The organism is Paenarthrobacter sp. NPDC091669 (genome assembly GCF_044756725.1).
GTDB lineage: Bacteria > Actinomycetota > Actinomycetes > Actinomycetales > Micrococcaceae > Arthrobacter > Arthrobacter bambusae_C.
In genome coordinates, this window is sequence record NZ_JBIVTK010000012.1 from 85,635 (window position 1) to 107,574 (window position 21,940).

Annotated in this window: 22 protein-coding genes and 1 riboswitch; of the genes, 10 read left to right on the forward strand and 12 right to left on the reverse strand. The window is 64.9% G+C overall.

All coding sequences use genetic code 11. The features are described from left to right. Positions 1–22: 22 nt before the first annotated feature. Together ACIQLI_RS18845 and ACIQLI_RS18850 are read left to right on the forward strand one after the other, a co-directional pair. Positions 23–1,750, forward strand: a complete 1,728-nt coding sequence (locus ACIQLI_RS18845; protein ID WP_354232537.1) for an ABC transporter family substrate-binding protein — start codon at positions 23–25, stop codon at positions 1,748–1,750. Positions 1,751–1,955: 205 nt separating this feature from the next. Then, positions 1,956–3,002, forward strand: coding sequence for a Gfo/Idh/MocA family oxidoreductase (locus ACIQLI_RS18850; RefSeq protein ID WP_400391142.1), 1,047 nt, complete (start codon positions 1,956–1,958; stop codon positions 3,000–3,002). On the opposite strand, the gene ACIQLI_RS18855 is transcribed toward ACIQLI_RS18850, so the two are convergent. After that, a complete protein-coding gene (locus ACIQLI_RS18855; RefSeq protein ID WP_354232535.1) occupies positions 2,986–3,468 on the reverse strand; it encodes a hypothetical protein in 483 nt (160 codons plus the stop codon). The two genes, ACIQLI_RS18850 and ACIQLI_RS18855, sit on opposite strands and share 17 nt — an antisense overlap. Before the next feature lie 34 nt (positions 3,469–3,502). Beyond that, the gene (locus ACIQLI_RS18860; RefSeq protein WP_400391146.1) at positions 3,503–4,705 is read right to left on the reverse strand and encodes a WXG100 family type VII secretion target; all 1,203 of its coding nucleotides are present in this window, start codon (positions 4,703–4,705) and stop codon (positions 3,503–3,505) included. A gap of 297 nt (positions 4,706–5,002) precedes the next feature. On the opposite strand from ACIQLI_RS18860, the gene ACIQLI_RS18865 reads away from it, so the two are divergent. The 3 genes from ACIQLI_RS18865 to ACIQLI_RS18875 all read left to right on the forward strand — a co-directional run bounded on the left by ACIQLI_RS18865 (position 5,003) and on the right by ACIQLI_RS18875 (position 7,246). Then, positions 5,003–5,728: a hypothetical protein gene (locus ACIQLI_RS18865; RefSeq protein ID WP_400391149.1), complete on the forward strand. Its 726-nt coding sequence runs from the start codon at positions 5,003–5,005 to the stop codon at positions 5,726–5,728. Between the two features lie 88 nt (positions 5,729–5,816). After that, positions 5,817–6,368 (forward strand): sigma-70 family RNA polymerase sigma factor, encoded by a 552-nt coding sequence (locus ACIQLI_RS18870; protein ID WP_354232532.1) that lies wholly within the window; start codon positions 5,817–5,819, stop codon positions 6,366–6,368. Then, a complete protein-coding gene (locus ACIQLI_RS18875; protein WP_400391152.1) occupies positions 6,365–7,246 on the forward strand; it encodes a hypothetical protein in 882 nt (293 codons plus the stop codon). Before ACIQLI_RS18870 ends, ACIQLI_RS18875 begins: the two co-directional genes overlap by 4 nt. Before the next feature lie 73 nt (positions 7,247–7,319). Here ACIQLI_RS18875 and ald read toward each other — a convergent pair whose 3' ends face one another. Beyond that, positions 7,320–8,438, reverse strand: a complete 1,119-nt coding sequence (ald, locus tag ACIQLI_RS18880) for an alanine dehydrogenase (protein ID WP_354232530.1) — start codon at positions 8,436–8,438, stop codon at positions 7,320–7,322. Between the two features lie 206 nt (positions 8,439–8,644). Here ald and ACIQLI_RS18885 point away from each other — a divergent pair, with 206 nt between their 5' ends. Next, positions 8,645–9,862, forward strand: coding sequence for a PucR family transcriptional regulator (locus ACIQLI_RS18885; RefSeq protein WP_400391275.1), 1,218 nt, complete (start codon positions 8,645–8,647; stop codon positions 9,860–9,862). A 189-nt stretch (positions 9,863–10,051) separates the two neighbouring features. Here the strand turns inward: ACIQLI_RS18885 and ACIQLI_RS18890 are convergent, their stop codons facing one another. Together ACIQLI_RS18890 and ACIQLI_RS18895 are read right to left on the reverse strand one after the other, a co-directional pair. Beyond that, the gene (locus ACIQLI_RS18890) at positions 10,052–11,293 is read right to left on the reverse strand and encodes a hypothetical protein (RefSeq protein WP_400391155.1); all 1,242 of its coding nucleotides are present in this window, start codon (positions 11,291–11,293) and stop codon (positions 10,052–10,054) included. A 2-nt stretch (positions 11,294–11,295) separates the two neighbouring features. Next, positions 11,296–11,440: riboswitch (cyclic di-AMP (ydaO/yuaA leader) on the reverse strand. A gap of 129 nt (positions 11,441–11,569) precedes the next feature. Beyond that, positions 11,570–11,800 carry a hypothetical protein gene (locus tag ACIQLI_RS18895; protein ID WP_400391158.1) on the reverse strand — a complete coding sequence of 77 codons (231 nt, stop codon included), beginning with the start codon at positions 11,798–11,800 and terminating at the stop codon, positions 11,570–11,572. 45 nt (positions 11,801–11,845) lie between these two features. On the opposite strand from ACIQLI_RS18895, the gene ACIQLI_RS18900 reads away from it, so the two are divergent. Beyond that, the gene (locus tag ACIQLI_RS18900; RefSeq protein ID WP_400391161.1) at positions 11,846–12,910 is read left to right on the forward strand and encodes an ATP-dependent DNA ligase; all 1,065 of its coding nucleotides are present in this window, start codon (positions 11,846–11,848) and stop codon (positions 12,908–12,910) included. An 18-nt stretch (positions 12,911–12,928) separates the two neighbouring features. Here ACIQLI_RS18900 and ACIQLI_RS18905 read toward each other — a convergent pair whose 3' ends face one another. The 7 genes from ACIQLI_RS18905 to ptsP all read right to left on the reverse strand — a co-directional run bounded on the left by ACIQLI_RS18905 (position 12,929) and on the right by ptsP (position 17,665). Further along, entirely contained in the window at positions 12,929–13,189 is a 261-nt protein-coding gene (locus tag ACIQLI_RS18905) for a DUF6480 family protein (protein WP_354232525.1), read from the reverse strand. A 70-nt stretch (positions 13,190–13,259) separates the two neighbouring features. Next, entirely contained in the window at positions 13,260–14,099 is an 840-nt protein-coding gene (locus ACIQLI_RS18910) for an alpha/beta fold hydrolase (protein WP_400391164.1), read from the reverse strand. Then, a complete protein-coding gene (locus ACIQLI_RS18915; RefSeq protein ID WP_400391166.1) occupies positions 14,099–14,758 on the reverse strand; it encodes a maleylpyruvate isomerase family mycothiol-dependent enzyme in 660 nt (219 codons plus the stop codon). The genes ACIQLI_RS18910 and ACIQLI_RS18915 overlap by 1 nt, the downstream gene beginning before the upstream one ends. Positions 14,759–14,760: 2 nt before the next feature. Then, complete coding sequence (locus tag ACIQLI_RS18920; RefSeq protein WP_354232522.1) at positions 14,761–15,030, reverse strand: hypothetical protein; 270 nt, start codon at positions 15,028–15,030, stop codon at positions 14,761–14,763. 78 nt (positions 15,031–15,108) lie between these two features. After that, the gene (locus ACIQLI_RS18925; RefSeq protein WP_400391169.1) at positions 15,109–15,531 is read right to left on the reverse strand and encodes a helix-turn-helix domain-containing protein; all 423 of its coding nucleotides are present in this window, start codon (positions 15,529–15,531) and stop codon (positions 15,109–15,111) included. Positions 15,532–15,655: 124 nt separating this feature from the next. Further along, positions 15,656–15,934 (reverse strand): HPr family phosphocarrier protein, encoded by a 279-nt coding sequence (locus ACIQLI_RS18930; protein ID WP_400391172.1) that lies wholly within the window; start codon positions 15,932–15,934, stop codon positions 15,656–15,658. A 30-nt stretch (positions 15,935–15,964) separates the two neighbouring features. Further along, entirely contained in the window at positions 15,965–17,665 is a 1,701-nt protein-coding gene (gene ptsP / locus ACIQLI_RS18935) for a phosphoenolpyruvate--protein phosphotransferase (RefSeq protein WP_400391174.1), read from the reverse strand. Between the two features lie 129 nt (positions 17,666–17,794). Here ptsP and ACIQLI_RS18940 point away from each other — a divergent pair, with 129 nt between their 5' ends. The 3 genes from ACIQLI_RS18940 to ACIQLI_RS18950 all read left to right on the forward strand — a co-directional run bounded on the left by ACIQLI_RS18940 (position 17,795) and on the right by ACIQLI_RS18950 (position 21,819). Beyond that, positions 17,795–18,517, forward strand: a complete 723-nt coding sequence (locus tag ACIQLI_RS18940) for a TetR/AcrR family transcriptional regulator (protein WP_014923084.1) — start codon at positions 17,795–17,797, stop codon at positions 18,515–18,517. Positions 18,518–18,583: 66 nt separating this feature from the next. After that, positions 18,584–20,671, forward strand: a complete 2,088-nt coding sequence (locus ACIQLI_RS18945) for a PTS mannitol transporter subunit IICBA (RefSeq protein WP_400391178.1) — start codon at positions 18,584–18,586, stop codon at positions 20,669–20,671. Then, positions 20,671–21,819: a mannitol-1-phosphate 5-dehydrogenase gene (locus ACIQLI_RS18950; protein ID WP_354232518.1), complete on the forward strand. Its 1,149-nt coding sequence runs from the start codon at positions 20,671–20,673 to the stop codon at positions 21,817–21,819. The genes ACIQLI_RS18945 and ACIQLI_RS18950 overlap by 1 nt, the downstream gene beginning before the upstream one ends. The last annotated feature ends 121 nt before the right edge of the window (positions 21,820–21,940 follow it).

Below are 21,940 nucleotides of genomic sequence, written 5' to 3' on the forward strand. Positions count from 1 at the left end.
TCGTAAACACGAAGGGCAAACCATGAAGAAGTACACGACGATTGGCGGCGTAGCGCTCGTAGCAACGCTCATGCTGACCGCTTGCGGCGGGGGAACGCCGTCGGGTCCGGCCTCGCAGAAGGCCGAAGAGAGCGGCGGCGATATCAGCAAGCTGATCAGCGTCAACGCCAAGGAAGCAAAGGACCTGGAGCAGGGCGGCACTGTCACCCTGGGCGTAGGAAGCATTGGGCCGGACTTCAACGGCTTCTCGAACGTTGGTAACAGCGCGGATACTTCTGCACTGCTGACGCCGGTCAACCCGGCTGCCATCAGCAGCGGTGGCATCGGTGGCTGCTGGAAGCTGGACTTCAGCGGCAAGGCCGAGCCCAACAAGGACTTCTGCGAAGAGGTCAAGAGCGAAGTCAAGGATGGCAAGCAGACCATCACCATCAAGGTGAACGAGAAGGCCACCTGGAACGATGGCACGCCGATCGACGTCAAGACGTTCCAAAACACCTGGAACATGTTGAAGGGTGAAGACAAGGCCATCGACATCGTCACGGCAGGCAACTACGCCTTCGTTGACTCGGTGGAGGCCGGCGCCAATGACAAGGAAGTCGTTGTCACCACCACCCAGCCGGTCTACCCGCTGGACTCTCTCTTCTTCGGATTGATCCACCCCGCCAACAACTCGGCGGAGACCTTCAACACCGGATTCGCGGGCAACATGCACCCCGAGTGGATGGCCGGCCCGTTCAAGGTGGAAAACTACGACACCACCGCCAAGACCGTCACCATGGTTCCGAACGAGAAGTGGTGGGGCCAGAAGCCGGTGCTTGAGAAGGTCATCTGGCGCCAGATGGAGCCCAGCGCAACCATCGCCGCTTTCAAGAACGGCGAAATCGACGCAGCCAACGGCCGCACCCTGGGCCGCTACAAGCAGCTCGAAGGGACCACCAACTCCGAGATCCGTCGTGGCCAGCGCCTGTTCGCCGGTGGTCTGAACTTGAACGCCAAGCGTCCGGCCCTCACCGACGTCGCCGTGCGCAAGGCGATCTTCACCGCCGTCGACCGCAAGGCCATCCGCGACGTCCGCTTCAACGGCCTGAACTGGTCCGAAGAGAGCTCGGGCTCCATGATGCTCATGCCGTTCTCCGAGTACTACCAGGACAACTACCCCGTGAAGGACACCGGCGCGGAGGCTGCCAAGAAGGTCCTGACGGACGCTGGTTACACAGCCAACGACAAGGGCATCATGGCGAAGGACGGCGTCCCCGTCGCCTTCAAGATCACCAACTTCGGTGACGACCCCACCACCGCTGCCACCTCGCAGACCCTGCAGAAGCAGCTTCAGGCCGCCGGCATGGACGTGTCCATCGACCAGCGCGGCGACGCTGACTTCGGCAAGGTTGTTGGCTCCCGTGAGTTCGATATGACCATCTCGGGTTACACCGTGGGCCCGGATGCTACCGACGCTGTGAAGCAGTACTACGATTCCACGACTAACGAAAACGGCCTGGGCGATGCTGAACTCGACGCCGAGATCAAGCGCCTTTCCACGATCTCGGATGATGCTGAGCGTAACAAGGCGGCCATGGACGTCGAAAAGAAGCACATGGAGAAGTACTTCTCCATGGGCGTCGTGATGAACGGCCCGGAGATCCAGTTCGTGCGCAAGGGTCTGGCCAACTACGGCCCGTCCCTGTTCCAGAGCCTCTCCAACGTTCCGGACTGGACCACCCTCGGCTGGGAAAAGGGCGCCAAGAAGTAGCCTTCCCGCTGTAGTTTCCAAGGTGTAGTTTCCTGAAGGCCGGGAACGTCCCTGAACCGCTTGATGGGTTCGGGGAGGTTCCCGGCCTTCGACGTCCCCACCCTCTCGCACGTCCCGCGTGCTTGGGCCGGACGCTCGCTCACCCGGTGATAGAGGGTTGGCGTGAAAGGGCTGTTATGTGAGTGAGGATCGGTAGCCTAGGGTCATGACTTCCCAGCCGATCCGTACCGCCGTCGCAGGTTTTGGCCTCTCGGGTAGCGTCTTTCACGCGCCCTTCATCGCCAGCAACCCTGCCTATGAGCTTGCCGTCATCTCCACCTCGGACGAGTCACGCCAAGCCAAGGCCAAGGACCGCTATCCGCAGGCCGCCATTGTCAGCACGCCGGAGGACATCCTGGCACTGGCTGACCAGCTGGACCTCATCGTCCTGGGGACACCGCCCGCAACCCATTTCCCGCTCGCGAAAGCCGCGCTGGAAGCCGGGCTCGACGTCGTCGTGGACAAACCGTTCACGGTCCGCAGCGCTGAGGGCGAAGAGCTGATCGGTCTGGCGGCACAGCTGGGCCGCGTCCTCACCGTGTACCAAAACAGGCGCTGGGACGGCGACTCGCTCACCGTCAGGAAACTGCTCGACGCCGGAACGCTGGGGACAGTGACCAGGTTTGAGGTGGGCATGGAGCGTTGGGCGCCAGAGATCGCCAAAGCCTGGAAGGCCAGTGCTACGGCGGAAGACGGCGGCGGTGTCTTGTTCGACCTCGGCACCCACGTTCTGGACCTGTGCCTGCAGTTCTTTGGTCCGGCCACCGTCACCTACGCGGAAATCCAGGCGCGCCGTCCCCAGGAGAGCGTCGATGACGATGTCTTCCTGGCACTCCGGCACCAGTCCGGTGTGGTCAGCCATGTCACCATCAACCTGACCAGCCACCTGCACGGCCCGCGTTTCCGCATCCTCGGCACGGAGGGCGGCTTCGTGAAGTTCGGCGCCGACCCCCAGGAGCCCTATGTGCTGGGAGGCGGGCTGCCTACGGATGCGCGGTACGGCGTCGAACCCGCAGAAAACCATGGCACGCTGGAACTGAACGGGCAGCGCATCGAGGTCCCTACGGAGCGCGGCGCCTACCCCGAGTTCTACCGGATTCTGGCGGACAAGCTCGACGACGGCGGCACAGCCTCCGCGCTTCCGTTACCTGTGGACCCGGCCGGCTCCGTTGCGGTGCTGAAGCTGATTGAACAGGCTAGGAAGCTGGCGTAACGTCCGCGCTGGCAACCAGCGAGTAGATGGCCTTGAGGTCGTCGCTGCCTTCAGTGGGCTGGCAACTGCCCGTCAGCTGGACGATATCCGCAGCGGTCTCGTGGTGAACCACCGTGACGGCCGTGAACTGGGCCAGGGAACCGGCCTGCGGATGCGTGTAGCGTGCTTCGCGTACGTGCCAATCCCGGCCGTTGATCACCACAGGTTCCGTGCCCAGCAGAACTGCATCCGGCAAGGCATCCAGGAACGAGTCCACGGACGCCGCGATGTCCTGGAGCTGGTAACCGGGCAAGCGGCGCGACACGGAAATCACCACATTCGCTGTGTAGCGTCCTTCCGCAGTGGGGGCCATCAGGGCGCCAACCGCGTCGGGGACCACTTGCTGGGACCATCCCGCGGGTGCGTCGAGTTTGATGGTGGGGTAGGCGGGAAACCCGGTGGACGGGAAAACCTGGTGCGATGTCATGGGAGCCCTTTCGGAGCGCAGTCAGTACAGGAAACTATTTGCTGAGGAAGTCGACGAACCCGGTCACGGAATCAACCAACCCGGACGGGCTGATGGTGATCTGGCCACCTGCTCCCAGTCCCAGCTCCGCAGTGATCTTGGCACCCGCGCCGAGGGTCAGCCCGTCTTCGTCCATGGAAGCTGTGAAGAAGTGACTCTCGCCGGCTCCGGCAGCAACTGTTGCGTTGAGGGTCAGCGTCTGGCCCAAAACTTCGACGTACCGGCTTCCGGTCAGTTCCGCTCCGGCACCCGCGCTGAACGCTGTACCGGTCGTCTCGCGGCCCTTGACGCTCAGCTCGCCTTCCCCGGCACTTGCCCAAGCCCCGGCGCGCAGCTCTCCGCCCTGCCCCAAGGAGAACAGCCCGCCGGCGAACTCGGTCTTGTTATCCATGGTGAGCTTCTGACCGGCAAAGCCTTCACCGCCCGCGGAAAACAGGAACGGGCTGGTCGCTTCTGTGTGTGCGCTGGCCTCCACCCCGGTCATCAAGCGCGTCGTGGAGGTATTGGTGACCCAGCCGTCGAAGAAGTCGGATCGTGTGGTGGTCACGTTCTCTGCGCCTGCGAATGCTTCGCCGGTGGCGTGGGCGCTGGGAAGTCCCAGCCCGAACGGCACGCTGGCCCCGTACTCGCCTTCGGCGCGGGCGCCGACAAAGGTTTCGTTGGTGACAGTCGTCTTGACGGGCCCCACATCGGATTCCGCCTTCCAGGTCATGCCCCCTCCAGAGGAAGCCTCTCCTGAACCTCCGACGTCGATGCCGCTGGGACCAACTGAACCGTGGGTTTCACCCGTTGCCTCACTATCGAAGGAGCCTTCACCTTCAATGGTGAAGGGCCCGTAGGTGGTGGGATCAAAAGTGAACCCAAGTTCCCCTGGGATACCCCTGAAGGACCCGGCCGAGGGCCCTCCCTTGGATCCTCCCGCGCCTCCCACGGATGCCTGTTCCTGCTGCTCCGCGTTGAGCTTCAGTGCGCGGGCATTGTTCCGAAGGCAAGTCGCGGCCGCGCTCAGCCGCCCGTGGAGATCGCTTTGCCACCTGCTACGGAACTGGTCGGCGTCATTTCCGCGCCAATACGTTCCGTTCTGAATCATCGCGGTCAGTTCCCGCTGAAGACCCGTGATCTTCTCGGCTTCAGCATCCATCACAGCCGATAAGCGCCGGAGATCTCCGACGTCCGCGCCGACTAATCCTTGTCCCATTAGGTACCCAGTCCCATCACGTATCCCCTGAACGTAGTGACATACAAAGCCAGGCAACCAACGGCGCAGGCGTTTTCCTGAGCATAGTTGGCTGCAGCCGACCCGGCCATGGGGACATCTAGCCAGTGTGGACAACTGAGCGGCATGCGGCGCGCTGACAATCATTTTTGGACAAGGCGTAACCTCACCGCCGCCGCAAACGATGTAAGGGGAGTGCGGGCCACGTCCGCACGCTGATCATCCGGCAGCGACCCAACAGCTGCCGGGGCAATCCTAAGAATTTTGTCGGAGGGTTTTATGTCCTTGTTCACTGTCCTCGCCACCAGCAAAGTCGCCGCGGGCGTCCTGGCCGCCGGAGCTGTAGCTGCCGGTGGAACCGGTGTAGCTGCCTTCAACGGTGCGCTTCCCACCGGAATCCAGCAGGCCGCACATGACGTCGTGGGCGCCCCTGCTCCGGTTGACGGCACGGCCGCGGAAGCAGCCGACGCCGCCCGGACTGCCACCACCAAGGCGGCCGGCGCCGTCGGGACCGCGCCGGCAAAGGCGGCCGAAGCCGCCGAAGCCGGTCAGGCCAAGGCTGCCGACGCTGTTTCCGATGCGAAGGCCACAGCCAACGACGCCGCGTCCCCGGAGGCTTTCGGCCTGTGCACCGCGTTCCTGAACGGCGGCCTGACGTCCGATGCCAAGGTCCCGGGCTTTGAGTCCTTGACCGTTGCCGCCGGTGGCGAAGCGAAGGTGGAAGCGCACTGCGAGGCAGTGGTTGACGCCGGCAAGGCTGCCGAGGCGAACGGTTCGACCCAGGCAGACGCCGACGCGGATGCTTCCGTGACGTCTGAACTTCCGGCAAAGCCGGCGGTACCGGCCGTCCCCGCCAAGCCTGCTGTCCCGGCGACGCCTGCTGTGCCGGCCAACCCAGCCGTTCCGGCGACGCCTGCTGCTCCGGCCCTCCCGTCGCAGGTTCCGAGTGACGTTCCGGCGGATGTTCCGGCGGAACCGGGCGCAGCCCTCGATTCTGTCCGCTAACCACGCAGCGGCTACGGTTTAACGGCGGGGTTCCTTGGCTTAGGGCAAGGAACCCCGCCCTCGTAACGTGGGATGGAGGCGTCCACGGGTGCTTGACCCTTTAGCTGACGAATACGTGCAGGCGGACCGGGATGACCCCGCGCTGCTCTTCACGGCTGCCTACAACAGCTTCTCCGGGCCGGTCTTTGGCTACCTCCGCGCCCGCGGTGTGGAGGACCCCGAGGCCGTCACCCAGGACGTGTTCCTGGCCCTGTACCCAAAGCTTGAAACCCTCCACGGCGGCCTCCAGGGTGCCAAAACACTGCTGTTCTCCATCGCCCACGCCCGGATGGTGGACCACTACCGCAAACGTGAACGCACGCCTGACTCCACACCTTACGAGTCGGAGCTGGATTCGCGACGTGCGCCGTCGGCAGAAGACCAGGCCTTTGGCCGGGCCTCCGGTTTGGGCGTCACAGAACTCTTGAACGACCTCGCAGACGACTACCGGGAGGTCCTGGCATTACGCGTCATTGCGGACCTGTCCGTGGAAGAAACCGCGGCCATCATGGGCAAATCCCAAGGCGCCGTGAAGCAGTTGCAGCGCCGGGCCTTGGGCGCACTGAAGAAGCGGGCACAACGAACGAACGGCACATCATGAGCGAACACTTTCCGCCCCGCGGACGCAGCCACCAGCAGGCAGTGCACCAGCAGGCAGTCGACCGTTTCCTGGCCGACTCCGGCCTGGAGGGCGACGCCGAACTCCGCACAGAACTGCTGGAACTTCGTTCGCTGGCCGATACTGCCCCCGTGCCTTCCGAGGCAGTTCGTGCGCTCATGGTCCGCGGCCAGGTTGCGGCCACCCAGCAGATCACGACGACGGCCGGTCCCGTTGCGTCGTCGGGCGCGCCGACGGCGGTACTCGCCACGGTTGGAGACCCGGCCCGTGCGGCTGACCCGGCACGTGTAGGTGCCCTCCCTGCCGACGAACTTGCTGCGCAGCGGCGGGCAAAGCGGCGCACGGCCATTGCCGGCCTTGCTGTCGTGGTGTCCTTGGCCGGCGGTACTACTGCTGCGGCTGCGTCCGACGGCGGAATCCCGGGTGCCCTCCAGCATCTGGGCGCAGCCATCGGCTCAGCGGTCTCGAAGCTCACTCCTGGTTCGGGCAACGCTCCGCAGCAGGGCGGACCGGCCGGCTCCAACCCGGCGCCGACTGTTGAGGAGGCGCCCGCAGTTCCCGACCGTGACCAGCCCGCCCCGGCACCGGCTGCCCCACTTACAAGCGGCAACCCAGCCCCAGGATCTCCTCCGCAGCCCGGCGGAGGAGCGTCGCCTCAAAAACCCAAGGATCCCCCACCCCACGAACCTGGGAACGGCGGCATCCCCACGCCGGTGGTTCCTGTGACGCCGCCGGGGATCGACCCCTCAGGACTTGATCCGGCCAAGCTCCGCCCCTCAGGAGTACCTGTGCCGGTTCCTACCCGCGTGGTTCCCAGCCTTCCCGCGGACCAGGGCACCCCGAGCCTCCCCGCGAAGTGACGGCGCGGGTTAAACCACGATGGCGGGGTGCTGCTTCGTGTGGAAGCTGCACCCCGCCGTCGTGCGTGGGTTCCTAAGCGGTAACCAGGCTGTGCCAGTCGTTGACGAGGGGCAGGTTGTGCGCCTCGGAAACGGAGTGGTGTGCCACGTGGCCTGCGGCGATGTTGAGGCCGGCAGCCAGCGCGGGGTCGCGGTCGAAGGCGGCCTTGACGCCCAAGTTGGCCAGTGCCACGGCGTAGCGCAGGGTGACGTTGGTCAGTGCGTACGTGGAGGTGTTCGGAACAGCGCCAGGCATGTTGGCAACGCAGTAGAAGATCGAGTTGTGGACCTTGTACGTCGGTTCCTGGTGGGTGGTGGGGTGCGTGTCCTCGAAGCAGCCGCCCTGGTCAACTGCGATGTCCACCAGGACCGAGCCCGGCTTCATGCGGGCAACGAGCTCGTTGGTGACCAGCTTGGGTGCCTTGGCGCCCGGGATCAGGACGGAACCGATGACGAGATCTGCGTCGATGACTGACTTCTCGATCTCGTAGGCGTTGGAGGCAACGGTCTTCAGGCGGCCCTGGTAGAGGGCGTCGAGTTCACGCAGCCGGTTGATGTTGATGTCCATGATGGTGACATCAGCACCGAGGCCCAGCGCCATGGCGGCGGCGTTGGTTCCCGCAACGCCGGCACCGAGGACAACAACCTTGGCCGGGCGGACGCCCGGTACGCCGCCCAGGAGGACGCCCTTGCCGCCGGCCGGGGCCATGAGCGAGGAAGCGCCGACCACGACGGACAGGCGGCCTGCTACCTCGGACATGGGGGCGAGCAGCGGAAGGGTGCGGCCTTCCTGCACGGTTTCGTAGGCGATGGCCGTGACGCCGGAGTTGATGAGCTCTGCGGTGAGCTCGGGCTCTGCGGCGAGGTGCAGGTAGGTGAAGAGGATGAGGCCCTTGCGGAAGCGGTGGTACTCGGCCGCGATGGGTTCCTTGACCTTCATGACCATGTCTGCACGGCCCCAGACGTCGTCAGCGTCGTTGACGATTTCGGCGCCGGCGATCGAGTATTCCTCGTCGGTGATGCCCGAGCCGAGGCCCGCGCCGCGCTCAACCAGAACGGTGTGTCCGTGGGTGCGGAATTCGTGGACACCTGCGGCCGTGATGGCTACGCGGAATTCGTTGTTCTTGATTTCTTTGGGGACGCCGATGATCATCTGTGGGCTCCATCGTTAGCGGCCTCTTCGGCCGAAAAATGTGTTGCGGGCTGTGATTCCAGAATAAATCCGGCTGTGAGGCAGGCGACATGGGCTTTGCCGCGTACAGTCCGAGAAGGCCCGGAAATTCAAGGATCTTCATCTCTGCAGCTCGACATTTGTCGAGCCATGGAGCGTCAGGTGTCGCCTGCTGTTGGTACGCTTTCCTGATGCAGCAGGACGTGGAACAGATCGTTGAACGCGTGGCGTTGAAACTGGGCCGCGGCCTCTCCCTGGAAGACCTCGACGGCGTCCTCCTCGCCTACAGCTCCAACCAGTCGCACGCCGACCGCGTCCGCGTGAACTTCCTCCTCAGCAAGCGTGTCCCCGGCGATGTCAGCGCGTGGCAACTGTCCCACGGCATCGCCACGGCGGTGCGTCCCGTCGTCGTTCCCGCCAATGAGGAACTCGGAATGTTGGGCAGGGTCTGCGTGCCGCTCCTGGTGCGCGGCTTCCGCGTGGGCTACTTGTGGGTCCAGCTGGACGTTGAAGAGCAAAGTGCGACGGCGATACTCGCCGAGTTGCCCGGCGTGCGCGACGAGTTGGACCTGTTGGCGGGATTGCTCCTTGATTCCAACACCGCGGAATCGGAATTCCGGCGCCGGCGTGAGCAGGAGTTCCTCTCTGCTTGCAGCGGCGAATCGAATGCCGTGGCGGCCGTGGCCGGGTGGAAGGAAATCCAAGGCCGCGGTCCGTGGCAACTGGTGACCATCCTGGACGCGGACGGCGCGAGGTCCGACGTCGATCCCCTTGCCGCGACCCTGACGCACCGTTCAGCCGCGCTGCAGTCCACTATCGGGGTCAACGCTGCGTTGTTCAGCGCGGGAACGGAGACGCATTCGGTGGTGCTGTTCCGCGAGTCCGGTGGCCGGGCGGACCACGCCCAGGTGCTGGTCCACTATCAACTGGAACTCGCCAAGCGCTCCGGCAGGGCGGTGGACCGGGTGATCCTGGGCATCAGCGAACCATTCCAGGTGATCCGGCAGCTCGGGGGAGCATACCGGCAGTCCAAGGTTGCGGCGCAGGCTGCTGCCGTCGATCGACCCCTCGGCGAGCTCGTGGACAGCCGGGCCGTGGGCGTCTATCAGCTCTTCGACCGTTTGCTGGCACCCGGAGGCTGGGACGACACCGGTTCCGTGCACTTCCGAACGCTGGAGGACCAGGACAAGAACGGCGAACTCCTGCCCGTCCTGGAACTCCTCTATGACAGTGATGGTTCAGTGCAGGACGTCGCGGCCAAACTCCACCTCCACAGGAGCAGCATCTACAACCGACTCGGCCGGATCCGCCAGCTCATCGGTGCCGACCCCCTCAGTGGAGCGATCCGCCTTGAACTGCACGCTGCCTTGAAAGCCCGCCGTTGGGCCGGCCGGCCACGGATCTAAGGTTGTTAAGGAACAAATGAGGCAGACACCCGGTGGGTGCCTGCCTCATGCGCAGGGTCTTGCCTTAGGAACGCCTCAGCCGCTGGCAGCTCCAACGGCCCCATCGGCGCCGGAACGTGGCCGTCCGGCTGCTGCTGCAGTATCGGCTGTGCCATCCCACGTGCGTGGTGGTGCGCGGCAAGCGCGTGCTCATTTGAGGGCGTCCTTTGCCGCGTTGAGAATCTCTTCAAGTGCCGTCCCGGTGGGCTGCGGTGCGGCGGCCGCGCTGGGCTTGCCCGTGGGCTTTGGTTTGGTGGTCTGCGTGGGAGTCCCCGTCGGGGTGGGGGTAGGTGTCGGAGTGGGCGTGACCGTCGGCGTCGTTGTGGGCGTCGGTGTCGTGGGAGGCGTGGTGATCGTGTCCGACGGCACCTCACTGGGTGCCGGCGCCGGCTGGGTGGGGGCCGGGCTGGCGGTGGACGGGACCGCGGCGATGGTTGAGGGTACTGCCGACGGGACCCAGACGGGGTCAGCCAAGGAAACTTTCGGGGTGGGAACGGACGACGGCGACACAGGCGCGGGTGACTCCGGAACCGTGGCCGGTTGGCCGGCTGCCGACGTCGCAGCAGCTGACGCGGAGGGCGATGAGGCCCTCGAGTACGAGGCACTGGGTGCGGGAGCCGCGGAGCCTGAATTCCGGTCGGCGCCGCTGGCTTCCTGGGAGGGGGTCTCCTGGCCGAAGAACGGCAGCTCGAGGGCCTGCCCCAAGGTGCCGGCTGTCAGGACCAGACCCAGGGCACCAGCCACCACGGCCATGCGCTGGCTCATGTGCTTGACCGACGCAGCTTTACGCAGGACCGCCTGGGGTTCCCGGCCAAGGGACGATCCGCCCCTGCCCGGCCTGGAGGGAGCGGGAGCGGCCGACTCCTTTGGAACGTCCTTGCGGCTTGCCAGTGAAGCCGACGCCGTGGCGGCCGCAGCAACCCGCGCCGGGGATGTGCCCCGCGGTGAAACGGGTGCCGGGGAAGCGGCTGCAGGCGAAACCGCTGTGGGGGCAGACTTGGCCTGAACGATCGGAATAGCCGAGGTAGGAGGCCCCGGCGTGGTGGAGGGCGGAGCTGCTGCCTGGGCGGCCTCCACGACGGGAATGGCCGCGGTTGCCGGCTCGGCAGCGTCGGCAGGTTCTCCGACCGCGGATGGAGCGGGCGCGATCACAGCTTGGGCGGCCCGTTCCCGCTCGGCTGCGCGCGCGGCCGCACGTGTGGTGGGCGGCGCGACGGTGGGGAGGGCCGCGGTGGCGGGCTCCGACGTCGTGCTTGTGGTCCCGAGTGCGGCAGCAGTGTCTGCCTGCACGCTGATGGGGGGTCCGCTGGGTTGGGCCCGACGGCGTCCGGTTGGTTTGGTGCGCTCGCGTTCAGTCTCGGCGCGGCGCGGCTGATCCATGGTTGGGGACATGGTGGTTGCCTCTCAACGCCTTCGAGGTTAGCTGTCGGGTTCGGACGAGGCCGTCCGGCCGCCGTAGCGGCTTCACCCCAAGGACTTGGGAAAGTCCGGGAACTTGTGGGTCCCCCGCCTCTGCCGCGGGTCTGGCGGATCCCGGAATGCGGCAGAGCTCGGCGTCATTCCGGAAGCGGCCCAGCGGAGATACGGGTCGCCCTACGACGGTACATGAGCCGGAAAGTAAAGTCACATTAATGTAACGGACGGTAGGCCTCCCCAGATGAGAGGGTTCTAGCGTTTAGGCTTCGGGGCCGGTGCTGGCGCCGGGAGTTCGTGCTGGATTTTCTGGATCTGGTGGACGTGATGGGTTTCCGGGCGGAAAATCTCGTCCGCAACTCCCAACATCCCGCCGGCTGCTGCGCGCCGGACACCCCGGCGATTCTGCCGGGCCACCCAGTACCACGCCGCGGCCAGGAGGGCGGGAACTCCAAGTACGGCAGCCAACACGGCCAAGATATCCATCGCCTAAGACTAGCTTCGGCGCGAACCGGCAGGTAGACATTGTCTATGGACCTGCCTGTGATGCCACCCGTCTCGCCCATGCTCGCCAAATCCGTCCCCGCCATTCCCGATGTAGGGCACTACGAGCCCAAATGGGATGGCTTCAGGACCATCGTCTTCAAAGATGGCGACGAAGTCATCCTGGGCAGCCGCAACGAGAAACCCATGACCCGCTACTTCCCCGAACTGGTGGAAGCGCTGCGGCAGAACCTTCCGGACAAATGCGTGATCGACGGCGAGATTGTCCTGATCGAGGGCAACCGTCTGGAGTTCGAGGTGCTGCAGCAGCGGATCCACCCCGCGGACAGCCGGGTCCGGATGCTCGCCGAGAAGACCCCGGCGTCCATGATCGCGTTCGACATCCTTGCCCTCGGCGACGACGACCTCATGGGCAGGCCTTTCTCGGAACGCCGCGCCGTCCTGGAACGTGCGCTCGCCAAGGCTGAGCCGCCTGTTTACGTCACTCCTGCAGTCACGGACCTTGAGCGCGCGCAGGAATGGTTCGTGCAATTGGAAGGCGCAGGCCTGGACGGGGTGCTGTCCAAGCCCTTGGACGGGACGTACTTGCCCAACAAGCGCGTGATGTTCAAGACCAAGCATGAGCGCACCGCGGACTGTGTGGTGGCCGGATTCCGTTGGCATAAGACCGCGAAGGTTGTGGGGTCCATGCTGTTGGGTCTTTATCACGACGACGGTCGGCTCCAGCATGTGGGGGTGGTGGCCTCATTCCCCATGGCCAAGCGCGAGGCCCTGGTGGCTGAGCTTGAGCCGTACCAAGTGGAACTCGGCGAGCATCCTTGGGGCGAGTGGGCCAGCCAGGGCGAGGGGGCCGGGGGTTCCAGGATGCCCGGCGCCCAAAGCCGGTGGAGTGCGGGCAAGGATTTCTCGTTCGTGCCCCTGCGTCCCGAGCTGGTGATCGAGGTGGCCTACGACTACATGGAGGGCGAGCGGTTCCGGCACACCACGCAGTTCAGGCGCTGGCGGCCGGACCGCACGCCGGAGAGCTGCACATACTCCCAGTTGGAGGAGCCGGCGGATTACGATCTTGGGGAGATCCTGAGGCTGCCGTAGTCCGGCGCCCGCAGTTGTTTACTCCTCGTGTCCTTGGTCGCTGCTCATGCTGCCCTCGGCCGGCGGGGTTTCTCCCGGGGGCACTCCACCGCCGGGTTCAAGGCCCGTGACGTTTCCGTCGAGGGGATCCGGGTTGGCGGATGCTGCGGGATCGTCGTCCTCATCCTGCCGCATGTCGGGATCCTCGTGGATACTGTCGGCATCGGACGTAGTATCAAACGGTCCTGTGGCGCCGGTTGCGCCGAAGCCTTGCTCGTCCTTGTGGTCTCCAGTGGTCACGATCAACCCTTTCGTAAGCAAACTTACTAATGTGATGGCTCCGCCAGCCTAGCCGGGGTGCGCGGACTCATCAAGGTGCCTGGCCGTGAAGCGCTGTCGCGGCAACAAAACTCCGGATGGCGTCCGCCACGGCATGGGGCCGCATGTGTTGCGCTACATGCCCGACGCCGGGAATCTCCACCAAGCGCCCCTGGTCAACCGCCCTCGAGAGCCGGAGAGCCCAGTCCGGGCCGGCCACGTTGTCGCGGCTTCCCCTCAGGACCAGCACGGGGACCTTGATGCCAGCCACGCGTTTTTCCGTGGGGTAGGACATCATCACGGGCAGTTCAGTGAGGTACCAGCGCGGACCGGAGCGGAAATAGTCCGACGTGACGATCCAATTGGAGGAGGGGCTTTCGCGGAGCATCCCGTCAAGGAGAAGGGCCACGGACTGGCGCCGCACGTTCTTGTGCCGCGAATCAACAACAGGCCCCATCAGCACCACCTGCCGGACCCGATCCGGCGCATGTAAGGCCGCTTCGATAACGAACTGCGCCCCCATCGAATGGCCCACCAGAACGTAGGAACCGATGCCGCGGGAAGCGAGGGCCTCAGCGATGAAGGCGCCGTAGTCCTCCACCGAGAGCTGTCGATCAGGCTTTGGAGTCCCCCCAAACCCCGGGAGGTCCAGGGAGTAGGTGGGGGCGCTCGCTGCCAGGACGGTGTGCAGCCGGGCCAAATAGCGGTGCGAGACCCCGATGCCGTGGATCAGGACATAGACGGGCCCGGCGGGATCGGACACAGATTCAGTGCCGGGATCAGCCGAGGGCCCGGCTGGAGGCGTGCCCTCTGTCCAGAGGATCCGCCCCTTCAGGCCCAAGGCTTCTACGTCGGCAGACAGCAACGCTGCCGGTTTCCCTTTCGCTGCCATCAAAGTTTCCGCTGCAGGAACACCGGAGCTCCGGGGCCATCCAGCTCGTCCTCCGCTATTGGTCGGCCGGACACCGCCAGCAGCAGTGCGATGGCGGGCCCCTCAACGGCAGGCCCGTCCCCGTGATCGAAGGATGTGTCAGTGGCCACCAAGCGCCAGCCCTCTGCGATTTCCTTGCCTCCGCCCATCTTGGTGCTGGTCCGCACCTGGTAGTGCAGGGCTGTGGCGACGTGCGCTGCAGGATAGTCACGGCGGATCCCCAGCGGGCGGCGGATGTCCTCGCCGTGCACGAAGGCTTCAACCAACCGGGTTCCCAAGCCTGCAGGCGGCCCGGAAGTCCGGGAGAGCGCGGCCTGCAACTGGACCAGGGTCTTCCCCGGGTCAGGCGTCCTTTCGCGCTCAACACCCACGGCATTGTCGCGGTCAAAATCCATCCGGGAGGCAACCATGCGTCGAATGAAGCCGAGGCGCGTGGTCTTGGCACTGTCGATCACGTGCGCCAGGACGTCATGGACGTCCCAGCCCGGGCACAGCGATGGCGTCCTCCACTGGGAGGGCAGGAGCGGTTCAAGATCCCGGATCAGGGCACGGCGTTCCTCATGCACTACGGGCCAAACAACGGAGGGGGAAGTCGAAGCCATACCGCTATTGAACCCCATGCCTACTCCCTGGTGGCGTCGCCGGACCTTGTGGCGTCGTCGGATTCGCTGGGGTCCGCCGCCGGTTGCGGAGTCTCAGGCGCGGCAGACGCCGCAGCCGCGTCCCGGCGTCGTGCGATTTTTGATTCCGTCCACATCGCGACGGCCACGAACACCGTGCACGCGAACATGAAGGTTGCCACGAAGTTCAATCCCATGGCAGAGCCCAAGGGTGCGGCAAGGGCCATTGCGGCCAACCCGGCCACGATATGCCACCCTTTGAAATTGCCCACCGATCAAGCGTAACCCCGGCTTTAAGGGGTGCCCGCCTGTTGGCTGCGATCGTTGCTTGATCCTTATCACTGTGGACACTATTGGCTGGCGTTGACGTCATTTCCGTCGGGCTGGTCCGCGGCGCTTTCGGCCTGTTTCTTCTTCTGGGATTCCAGCCACGCGATGATGGCGGCTTGCCGGATCCGACGATGCGTTCCCCGGTATTCCACGGGAATTTCGCCGCGATCGGTCATATTGCGCAGATAGGTGTGCGAGATTCCCGCGAGCTCGGCAGCCTGCGAGGTGGTGAGCATTTCCTCCACGCTGCTGACCGTCACGGTTTCGCCGCGGCCCAGCCTCGCGAGGAGGTCGACGACGGCGTCCCTCGCCTCGTCCGGCAGGCGGTGGACTGTGCCGTCCACGAACACGGTGATGTCGTTGCTGTCCTGCAGGGAGCGCGCCAGATTCCGGGCGTCGTCGGCGGGGAGACCTGCGGTGACGCGGGGAGCTATCAATGCCATGGCAGAAGCCTAGCGTGAGCCGCGTGCTGGCAGGCCTCGGCCATTTAGACGGCTTGCTGCGCGGTAGACGACTCCTGCCGTCCAACACGCAGCAAACCATCGAATCGGGCAAGCCCGCCGAAGGCTACTCCGCGTCCAGGTCCGTCTCCAGCAGCTTCACCAGTGCGTCCAGCGCAGCGTCGGCGCCGTCGCCCTCGGCCCGCAGCACCACGACATCGCCCTTGGCGGCGCCGAGCGTCATGAGCGAAAGGATGCTGGCGGCGTCGAGCGCATCATCGGCAGGCTCGCCCTGCATGGCAATGGTGACCTCCACCGGTTGCTCGCCCGCGGCTTCCGCGAACAAGGCGGCGGGGCGGGCGTGCAGGCCGGAGCGGCTGGCGATGGTGGCTATGCGTTCGGGCATGGTTTCTCCTTTGACAGAAACAAACAGAAGTTAGAGGCCGAGTTCTTCGAGCACGGGGAGCTTGGCGCGGACCCAGTCGCGGGCCTCGGTGGCGCTGGGTGCTGAAAGGGCCAGCCGCGCGAGTTCCTGTGCCTGCTCCAGTGTCACCGTCTTCAGGACGGTCCCGACGGCGGCCAGCGACCGGGCGGTCATGGACAGTGTGGTCACCCCCAGTCCGGTAAGCACGACGGCGAGGGCCGGGTCGGCTGCCGCCTCACCACAAACGCCCACGGGTTTTGCGTCACCCTCACGGCCCGAGCTTTCCTGGGCGGCGCCTTCCACGGTGAGCTGCACGAGCCGGAGCACGGCCGGCTGCCAGGGAGTGTTGAGTTCAGCGAGGGGTCCGAGTTGGCGGTCGGCGGCCATGGCGTACTGGGTGAGGTCGTTGGTGCCCAGCGAAGCAAACCCCACCTCGCGCAGCACGGTGGCAGCGGTCAGGGCGGCAGAGGGAACTTCCACCATGACACCCGGCGTCTGGATCCCGGCAGCTGCGCACAATGAAGCGAAGCGTCCGGCTTCGGCTGCTGTGGAGATCATGGGGGCCATGACCCACACATCAGCCTGGGATTCCGAGGCTGCCCGGGCGATGGCTTCAAGCTGGCGCTCCAGGACCCCCGGCGTGGTGAAGTCGGTGCGGTAGCCGCGAACACCCAGCGCAGGGTTGGGTTCGGTGGCGTCCGTGAGGAACGGCAGGGGCTTGTCGGCGCCGGCGTCCAGGGTGCGCAGGACAACTTTCTTGCCCGGGAACGCGTCGAACACGGCCTTGTACGCGGCGGCTTGCTCGTCCACGGAGGGTTCGGTGTCACGTTCCAGGAAGCAGAACTCGGTGCGGAACAGGCCAACACCTTGGGCGCCTAAAGCGGCAGCCGCCACGGCGTCCTTGGCTCCGCCGACGTTGGCCAGGAGCGGCACCAAGTGCCCGTCCGCCGTCGTGCCGTTTCCGTCGAATTCGGCGAGGGTTGCGGAGGTTTCCGCCCAGGCTGTAGCGGCCGCGCGGTGCTCGTCTGTAGGCGAACCGGCCACGAAACCTGCCGCGCCGTCCACATAGATTTCGGTTCCATCGGCAATGTCGTCAACGCCGTGCGCCGCGACCACTGCGGGCAGGCCGAGCGAGCGCGCGATGATGGCCGTGTGGGACTGCGGGCCGCCACCGGAGGTCACCAGCGCCTGTACCACCGCGGGATTCAATGTCGCGGTGTCAGCGGGGGCGAGGTCCTCGGCAACCAGGATGAAGGGCGTATCCGAGGCAGGGATGCCCGGCGCGGGGACGCCGCGGAGTTCGGCCACAATACGGGCGCGCACATCCAGGACGTCAGTGGCGCGCTCGGCCATGTAGCCGCCCAGATTGTGCAGCATTTCGGAGACCGAGGCGCCGGCTTCCCAGATGGCACGTTCAGCGGAGGAGCCTGCATTGATCAGCTTGGCCGCCGACTTCAGGAGCATGGTGTCCTTGGCCATGAGGGCCGTTGCTTCGAGGACGGCCTTGCCATCGCCCGAAGCGCTTTCCGCACGTCCCTTGAGTTCGTCATGGACGGACTGCGCGGCAGCCTTCAAGCCTGCGACGGCGTCTTCCGGCGCAACGTCCGCGGCCAAACGCTCTCCCGACGGCGGTTCGCTCACCGGCTTGGGCATCTGGCGGACGGAACCAATGATGCGGCCAGGGCTTACCCCTACTCCTTGGAAATTCTGCACTGAATCCTCTGTTCCTGCTTGTTGGTTCAGGCCCGCCGGCGACGGCACCGGGAGCCTCGAAAACTAGCCTACAAAATTCCTTTGTGAGCCACTTCATATAGCAACGCTATAGGTGCTAGGGTAGCGGTTATGAGTTTCGATGACCAGCTTCCGCCTAAAATTCGGTTGCTTCGCGCAGCTGCCGAGTTGCTGGCGAATTCGGAGGGGTCAGCGGTCTCAACGCGCCAGATCACCAAGCTTGCCGGGGTCACGGCGCCAACGCTCTACCACCACTTTGGCGACAAAGAAGGCTTGTTCGACGCCGTCGTATCAGCCGGATTTGAAGAGTATGTGGCGGGGGAGCGGGATTTTGCACCGTCCGGGGAGCCTTTGGAAGATGTCAGGCGGATGTGGGACAACCACGTCCAGTTCGGGCTGAGCCAGCCACATCTGTATCTGGTGATGTTCGGCAACATCAGGCCGGAGAGCCGTCCAGCCATCGTGGCCGATGCCGAAGCGCTTCTGGAGGAAATGCTGAACAAGGCCGCAATTTCCGGTCAGATCAACGTGCCGCCCCGCGAAGCGGCCCGCAGCATCCTCGCGGCCAACGTGGGCGTCACGCTCATGCTGATCGCAGAACCGGTGGAAGAAAGGAACCTCGAGCTCTCAACGATGACCCGGGATTCCATGATTTTTGCCGTCTCCACGGACACCGCCCGTGGCGCCGCAGCGGACGACTCCGGTAAGTCGTCAGTGGTTGTTGCGGCAATCGCCCTGAATGCGGCACTGCAGGCCTCGCATTCGGACCAACTTTCCAGCTCTGAACTGAAGCTCTTCCTTGAATGGCTTCACCGTATTTCCAGCAGCTCCTAAGGCTGCGCTCTCTCGATCTATATCGACTGACCCCGCGCCGCCGCGGGACACACGTTAGGAATTCACATGGCAACAGAGACAGTTGCGAAGCCCCGCACCAGCGTGCGCGTTGGTGTTCAGAAGTTCGGCACCTTCCTGTCCGGCATGATTATGCCCAACATCGGCGCCTTCATCGCCTGGGGCCTCATCACGGCCCTCTTCATCGAGAAGGGCTGGATTCCAGTCGCTGAGCTGGGTGGGTTCGGTACCAACGCCGAGGGTGATCCCAACGTCGGCATCGTTGGCCCCATGGTCACGTACCTCCTTCCGATCCTGATTGCCTACACGGGCGGCCGCATGGTCTATGACGTCCGCGGCGGTGTGGTGGGCGCCATCGCGACCATGGGCGTCATCGCAGGTACGGATGCGCCAATGTTCATCGGCGCCATGATCATGGGCCCGCTGGGTGCCTGGACCATGAAGAAGATCGACGCCCTGTGGGACGGCAAGATCCGCCCCGGTTTCGAAATGCTGGTGAACAACTTCTCCGCGGGTATCTGGGGTGCGCTGTTGGCTTTGGGTGGCTTCTACGGCCTTTCCTGGGTGGTTCAGCGCTTCACTGACGGCGCCGGTGCAGTGGTCGGGTTCCTGGTCAACAACGGCCTGCTGCCACTGACCAGCATCTTCATCGAGCCGGCCAAGGTCCTCTTCCTCAACAACGCCATCAACCACGGCGTGCTGACTCCGCTGGGTATTCAGCAGTCCCTGGAACAGGGCAAGTCCATCCTGTTCCTGCTGGAAGCCAACCCGGGCCCGGGCCTCGGCATCCTCCTCGCGTACATGTTCTTCGGCCGTGGTGCGGCCAGGGCTTCGGCTCCCGGGGCAGCGATCATCCACTTCCTTGGTGGCATCCACGAGATCTACTTCCCGTACGTCCTGATGAAGCCCATCCTGATCCTCGCCGCGATCGGCGGCGGCATGGCCGGCATCGCCACCATGGCCATCACCAACTCCGGCCTCGTTGCTCCTGCCGCGCCGGGTTCCATCATCGCGGTGCTGGCCCAGACGTCCCGTGACAGCTATGTGGGCGTGATTCTCGCGGTCGTCCTGGCCACCGCCGTTTCCTTCCTGATTGCCGCGGTCATCCTGCGAACGTCCAAGAACAAGGGCGACGACGATCTCTCCGCAGCCACCTCCCGCATGGAAGCCATGAAGGGCAAGAAGAGCTCCGTCTCCTCCGCACTGACCGGCGACCAGGCAGGCACCAGCGGCGCCCAGCCCGGGACCGTGCTCACCCGCCCGGTCCGGAACATCGTGTTCGCCTGCGACGCCGGCATGGGTTCCAGTGCCATGGGTGCCTCGGTCCTCCGCAACAAGATCAAGGCTGCCGGCTTCCCGGAGGTCAAGGTCACCAACTCGGCCATCGCCAACCTCAACGACACCTTTGATGTGGTGGTCACGCACCAGGACCTGACCGAACGCGCCCAGCCGCGCACGTCCAGCGCAGTGCACTACTCGGTGGACAACTTCATGAACAGTCCCAAGTACGAAGAGATCGTTGAACTGGTGCGGATCAGCAACAGCGAAGGCGCCGCATCTGAAACAGGCACGACGGCGGAGCCCGCCTCCGGTGCGCAGCCCGCCGCGGCTGCCCCCACAGCAGCCGCCGGCCACGGTGCGCACACCGCTGAGCCGGCACCCGCCGCAGGCGCTCAGGCAACAGACGGTCAAGCCGCCGAAGGCAAAGGTGTCCTGCTTCGCGAAAGCGTGATCCTGAACGGCACGGCAACCGAGCGTGACGCAGCGATCGACGAGGCCGGAAAGCTCCTGCTGGACCGCGGTGCCGTGGATGTCAGCTACGTCCACGCCATGCACGAGCGCGAGGAATCCGTGTCCACCTACATGGGCAGCTTCCTGGCGATCCCGCACGGCACCAACGATGCCAAGGAACACATCAACCACTCGGCCGTGTCCATCATCCGCTACCCGGAGGGCATCGACTGGGGCGGCAAGCAAGTGAAGTTCGTGGTCGGCGTGGCCGGCCTCAACAATGAGCACCTCCACATCCTGTCCTCCATAGCCAAGATCTTCACCAACAAGGCACAAGTTGCCCAGTTGGAGGAGGCCACCACGGTTGACGAGGTCCTGGAGCTGTTCAGAAAGGTCAATGCATAGTGAAGGCAGTCCATTTTGGGGCAGGAAACATCGGGCGCGGCTTCGTGGGGCTGCTGCTTCACGAGGCCGGCTATGAGGTGGTGTTCGCGGATGTCGCGGACGCGCTGATCAGCCAGCTCGCATCGGCAAGCAGCTACGACGTCCACGAGGTAGGCGAGAGCCCGGCGGTCAAGACCGTCACTGGTTTCCGCGCTTTCAACTCCGCGTCGCAGGAAGCCGCTGTTGTAGAGGAAATCTCGACGGCGGATGTGGTCACCACGGCGGTGGGGCCGCACATCCTGAAGTTCGTGGCGCCGGTGATCGCCCGGGGGCTGGCGGCCCGTCCCACGGACCTGCCGCCTCTGCACGTGATGGCTTGCGAGAATGCCATCAACGCCACGGACCTCCTGCACACGGCAATCGTGTCGGCTTGGGACACTTCCGCAGGTGATTTGGACGCCATCGCGGTTTTTGCCAACACGGCGGTGGACCGCATTGTCCCCAACCAGGCTCCCGGCCAGGGCCTGGACGTCACGGTGGAGACCTTCTATGAGTGGGTCATTGACCGCACGCCGTTTGGTGACAAGGTGCCAACCATTCCCGGAGCCACGTTTGTGGACGAGCTGGGCCCGTACATCGAACGCAAGCTCTTCACGGTGAACACCGGCCACGCTTCGGCGGCGTACTTCGGTTATCAAGCAGGCTTGGAGAAGATCTCCGATGCCATGGCGGATTCGTCCGTCGCTGCAAAGGTACGGGCTGTCTTGGAGGAAACCAAGGAATTGCTGGTGGCCAAGCACGGATTCGTGGAGGCGGAGCAGGAAGCGTATGTGCAGAAGATCCTGTCCCGCTTCACCAACCCGCATCTGCCGGACACCGTAAACCGGGTGGGCCGGGCGCCGTTGCGGAAGCTCAGCAGGCACGAGCGTTTTGTTGGTCCTGCCGCGGAATTGGCCGAGCGCGGCGTCACTCCAGTGGCCCTCCTTGAGGCGATGTCCGCAGCGCTGCGTTTCGACGACGGCAACGATGACGAAGCCGTGGAGCTCGCCTCCTTGCTGTCCGAGCTGGACGCGGCTGCCGTCGTCGAGCGCATTACTGAACTGACGCCGTCGCACCCGCTCTTCGCGGCTGTCCAGAAGCTCGTGGAGGACCGGCAAGCCGAAGCGTAGGCGCCATCCGAAAGTAACAAAGGCTCTCCGGCGGGAGAATAAAGCGTGACTTCAGTCACAAATATCCGCTGGAGAGCCTTTCGGTTTTGAAGTTAGCCTCACCTTACTAATAGAGTCTATG

Excerpts from the sequence above, each read along its gene's own strand:
- ACIQLI_RS18845 (WP_354232537.1), top strand. The coding sequence starts at position 23 with ATGAAGAAGTACACGACGATTGGCGGCGTAGCGCTCGTAGCAACGCTC.
- ACIQLI_RS18850 (WP_400391142.1), top strand. The coding sequence starts at position 1,956 with ATGACTTCCCAGCCGATCCGTACCGCCGTCGCAGGTTTTGGCCTCTCG.
- ACIQLI_RS18855 (WP_354232535.1), bottom strand. The coding sequence starts at position 3,468 with ATGACATCGCACCAGGTTTTCCCGTCCACCGGGTTTCCCGCCTACCCC.
- ACIQLI_RS18860 (WP_400391146.1), bottom strand. The coding sequence starts at position 4,705 with ATGGGACAAGGATTAGTCGGCGCGGACGTCGGAGATCTCCGGCGCTTA.
- ACIQLI_RS18865 (WP_400391149.1), top strand. The coding sequence starts at position 5,003 with ATGTCCTTGTTCACTGTCCTCGCCACCAGCAAAGTCGCCGCGGGCGTC.
- ACIQLI_RS18875 (WP_400391152.1), top strand. The coding sequence starts at position 6,365 with ATGAGCGAACACTTTCCGCCCCGCGGACGCAGCCACCAGCAGGCAGTG.
- ald (WP_354232530.1), bottom strand. The coding sequence starts at position 8,438 with ATGATCATCGGCGTCCCCAAAGAAATCAAGAACAACGAATTCCGCGTA.
- ACIQLI_RS18890 (WP_400391155.1), bottom strand. The coding sequence starts at position 11,293 with ATGTCCCCAACCATGGATCAGCCGCGCCGCGCCGAGACTGAACGCGAG.
- ACIQLI_RS18895 (WP_400391158.1), bottom strand. The coding sequence starts at position 11,800 with ATGGATATCTTGGCCGTGTTGGCTGCCGTACTTGGAGTTCCCGCCCTC.
- ACIQLI_RS18900 (WP_400391161.1), top strand. The coding sequence starts at position 11,846 with ATGGACCTGCCTGTGATGCCACCCGTCTCGCCCATGCTCGCCAAATCC.
- ACIQLI_RS18910 (WP_400391164.1), bottom strand. The coding sequence starts at position 14,099 with ATGGCAGCGAAAGGGAAACCGGCAGCGTTGCTGTCTGCCGACGTAGAA.
- ACIQLI_RS18915 (WP_400391166.1), bottom strand. The coding sequence starts at position 14,758 with ATGGGGTTCAATAGCGGTATGGCTTCGACTTCCCCCTCCGTTGTTTGG.
- ACIQLI_RS18925 (WP_400391169.1), bottom strand. The coding sequence starts at position 15,531 with ATGGCATTGATAGCTCCCCGCGTCACCGCAGGTCTCCCCGCCGACGAC.
- ACIQLI_RS18930 (WP_400391172.1), bottom strand. The coding sequence starts at position 15,934 with ATGCCCGAACGCATAGCCACCATCGCCAGCCGCTCCGGCCTGCACGCC.
- ACIQLI_RS18940 (WP_014923084.1), top strand. The coding sequence starts at position 17,795 with ATGAGTTTCGATGACCAGCTTCCGCCTAAAATTCGGTTGCTTCGCGCA.
- ACIQLI_RS18945 (WP_400391178.1), top strand. The coding sequence starts at position 18,584 with ATGGCAACAGAGACAGTTGCGAAGCCCCGCACCAGCGTGCGCGTTGGT.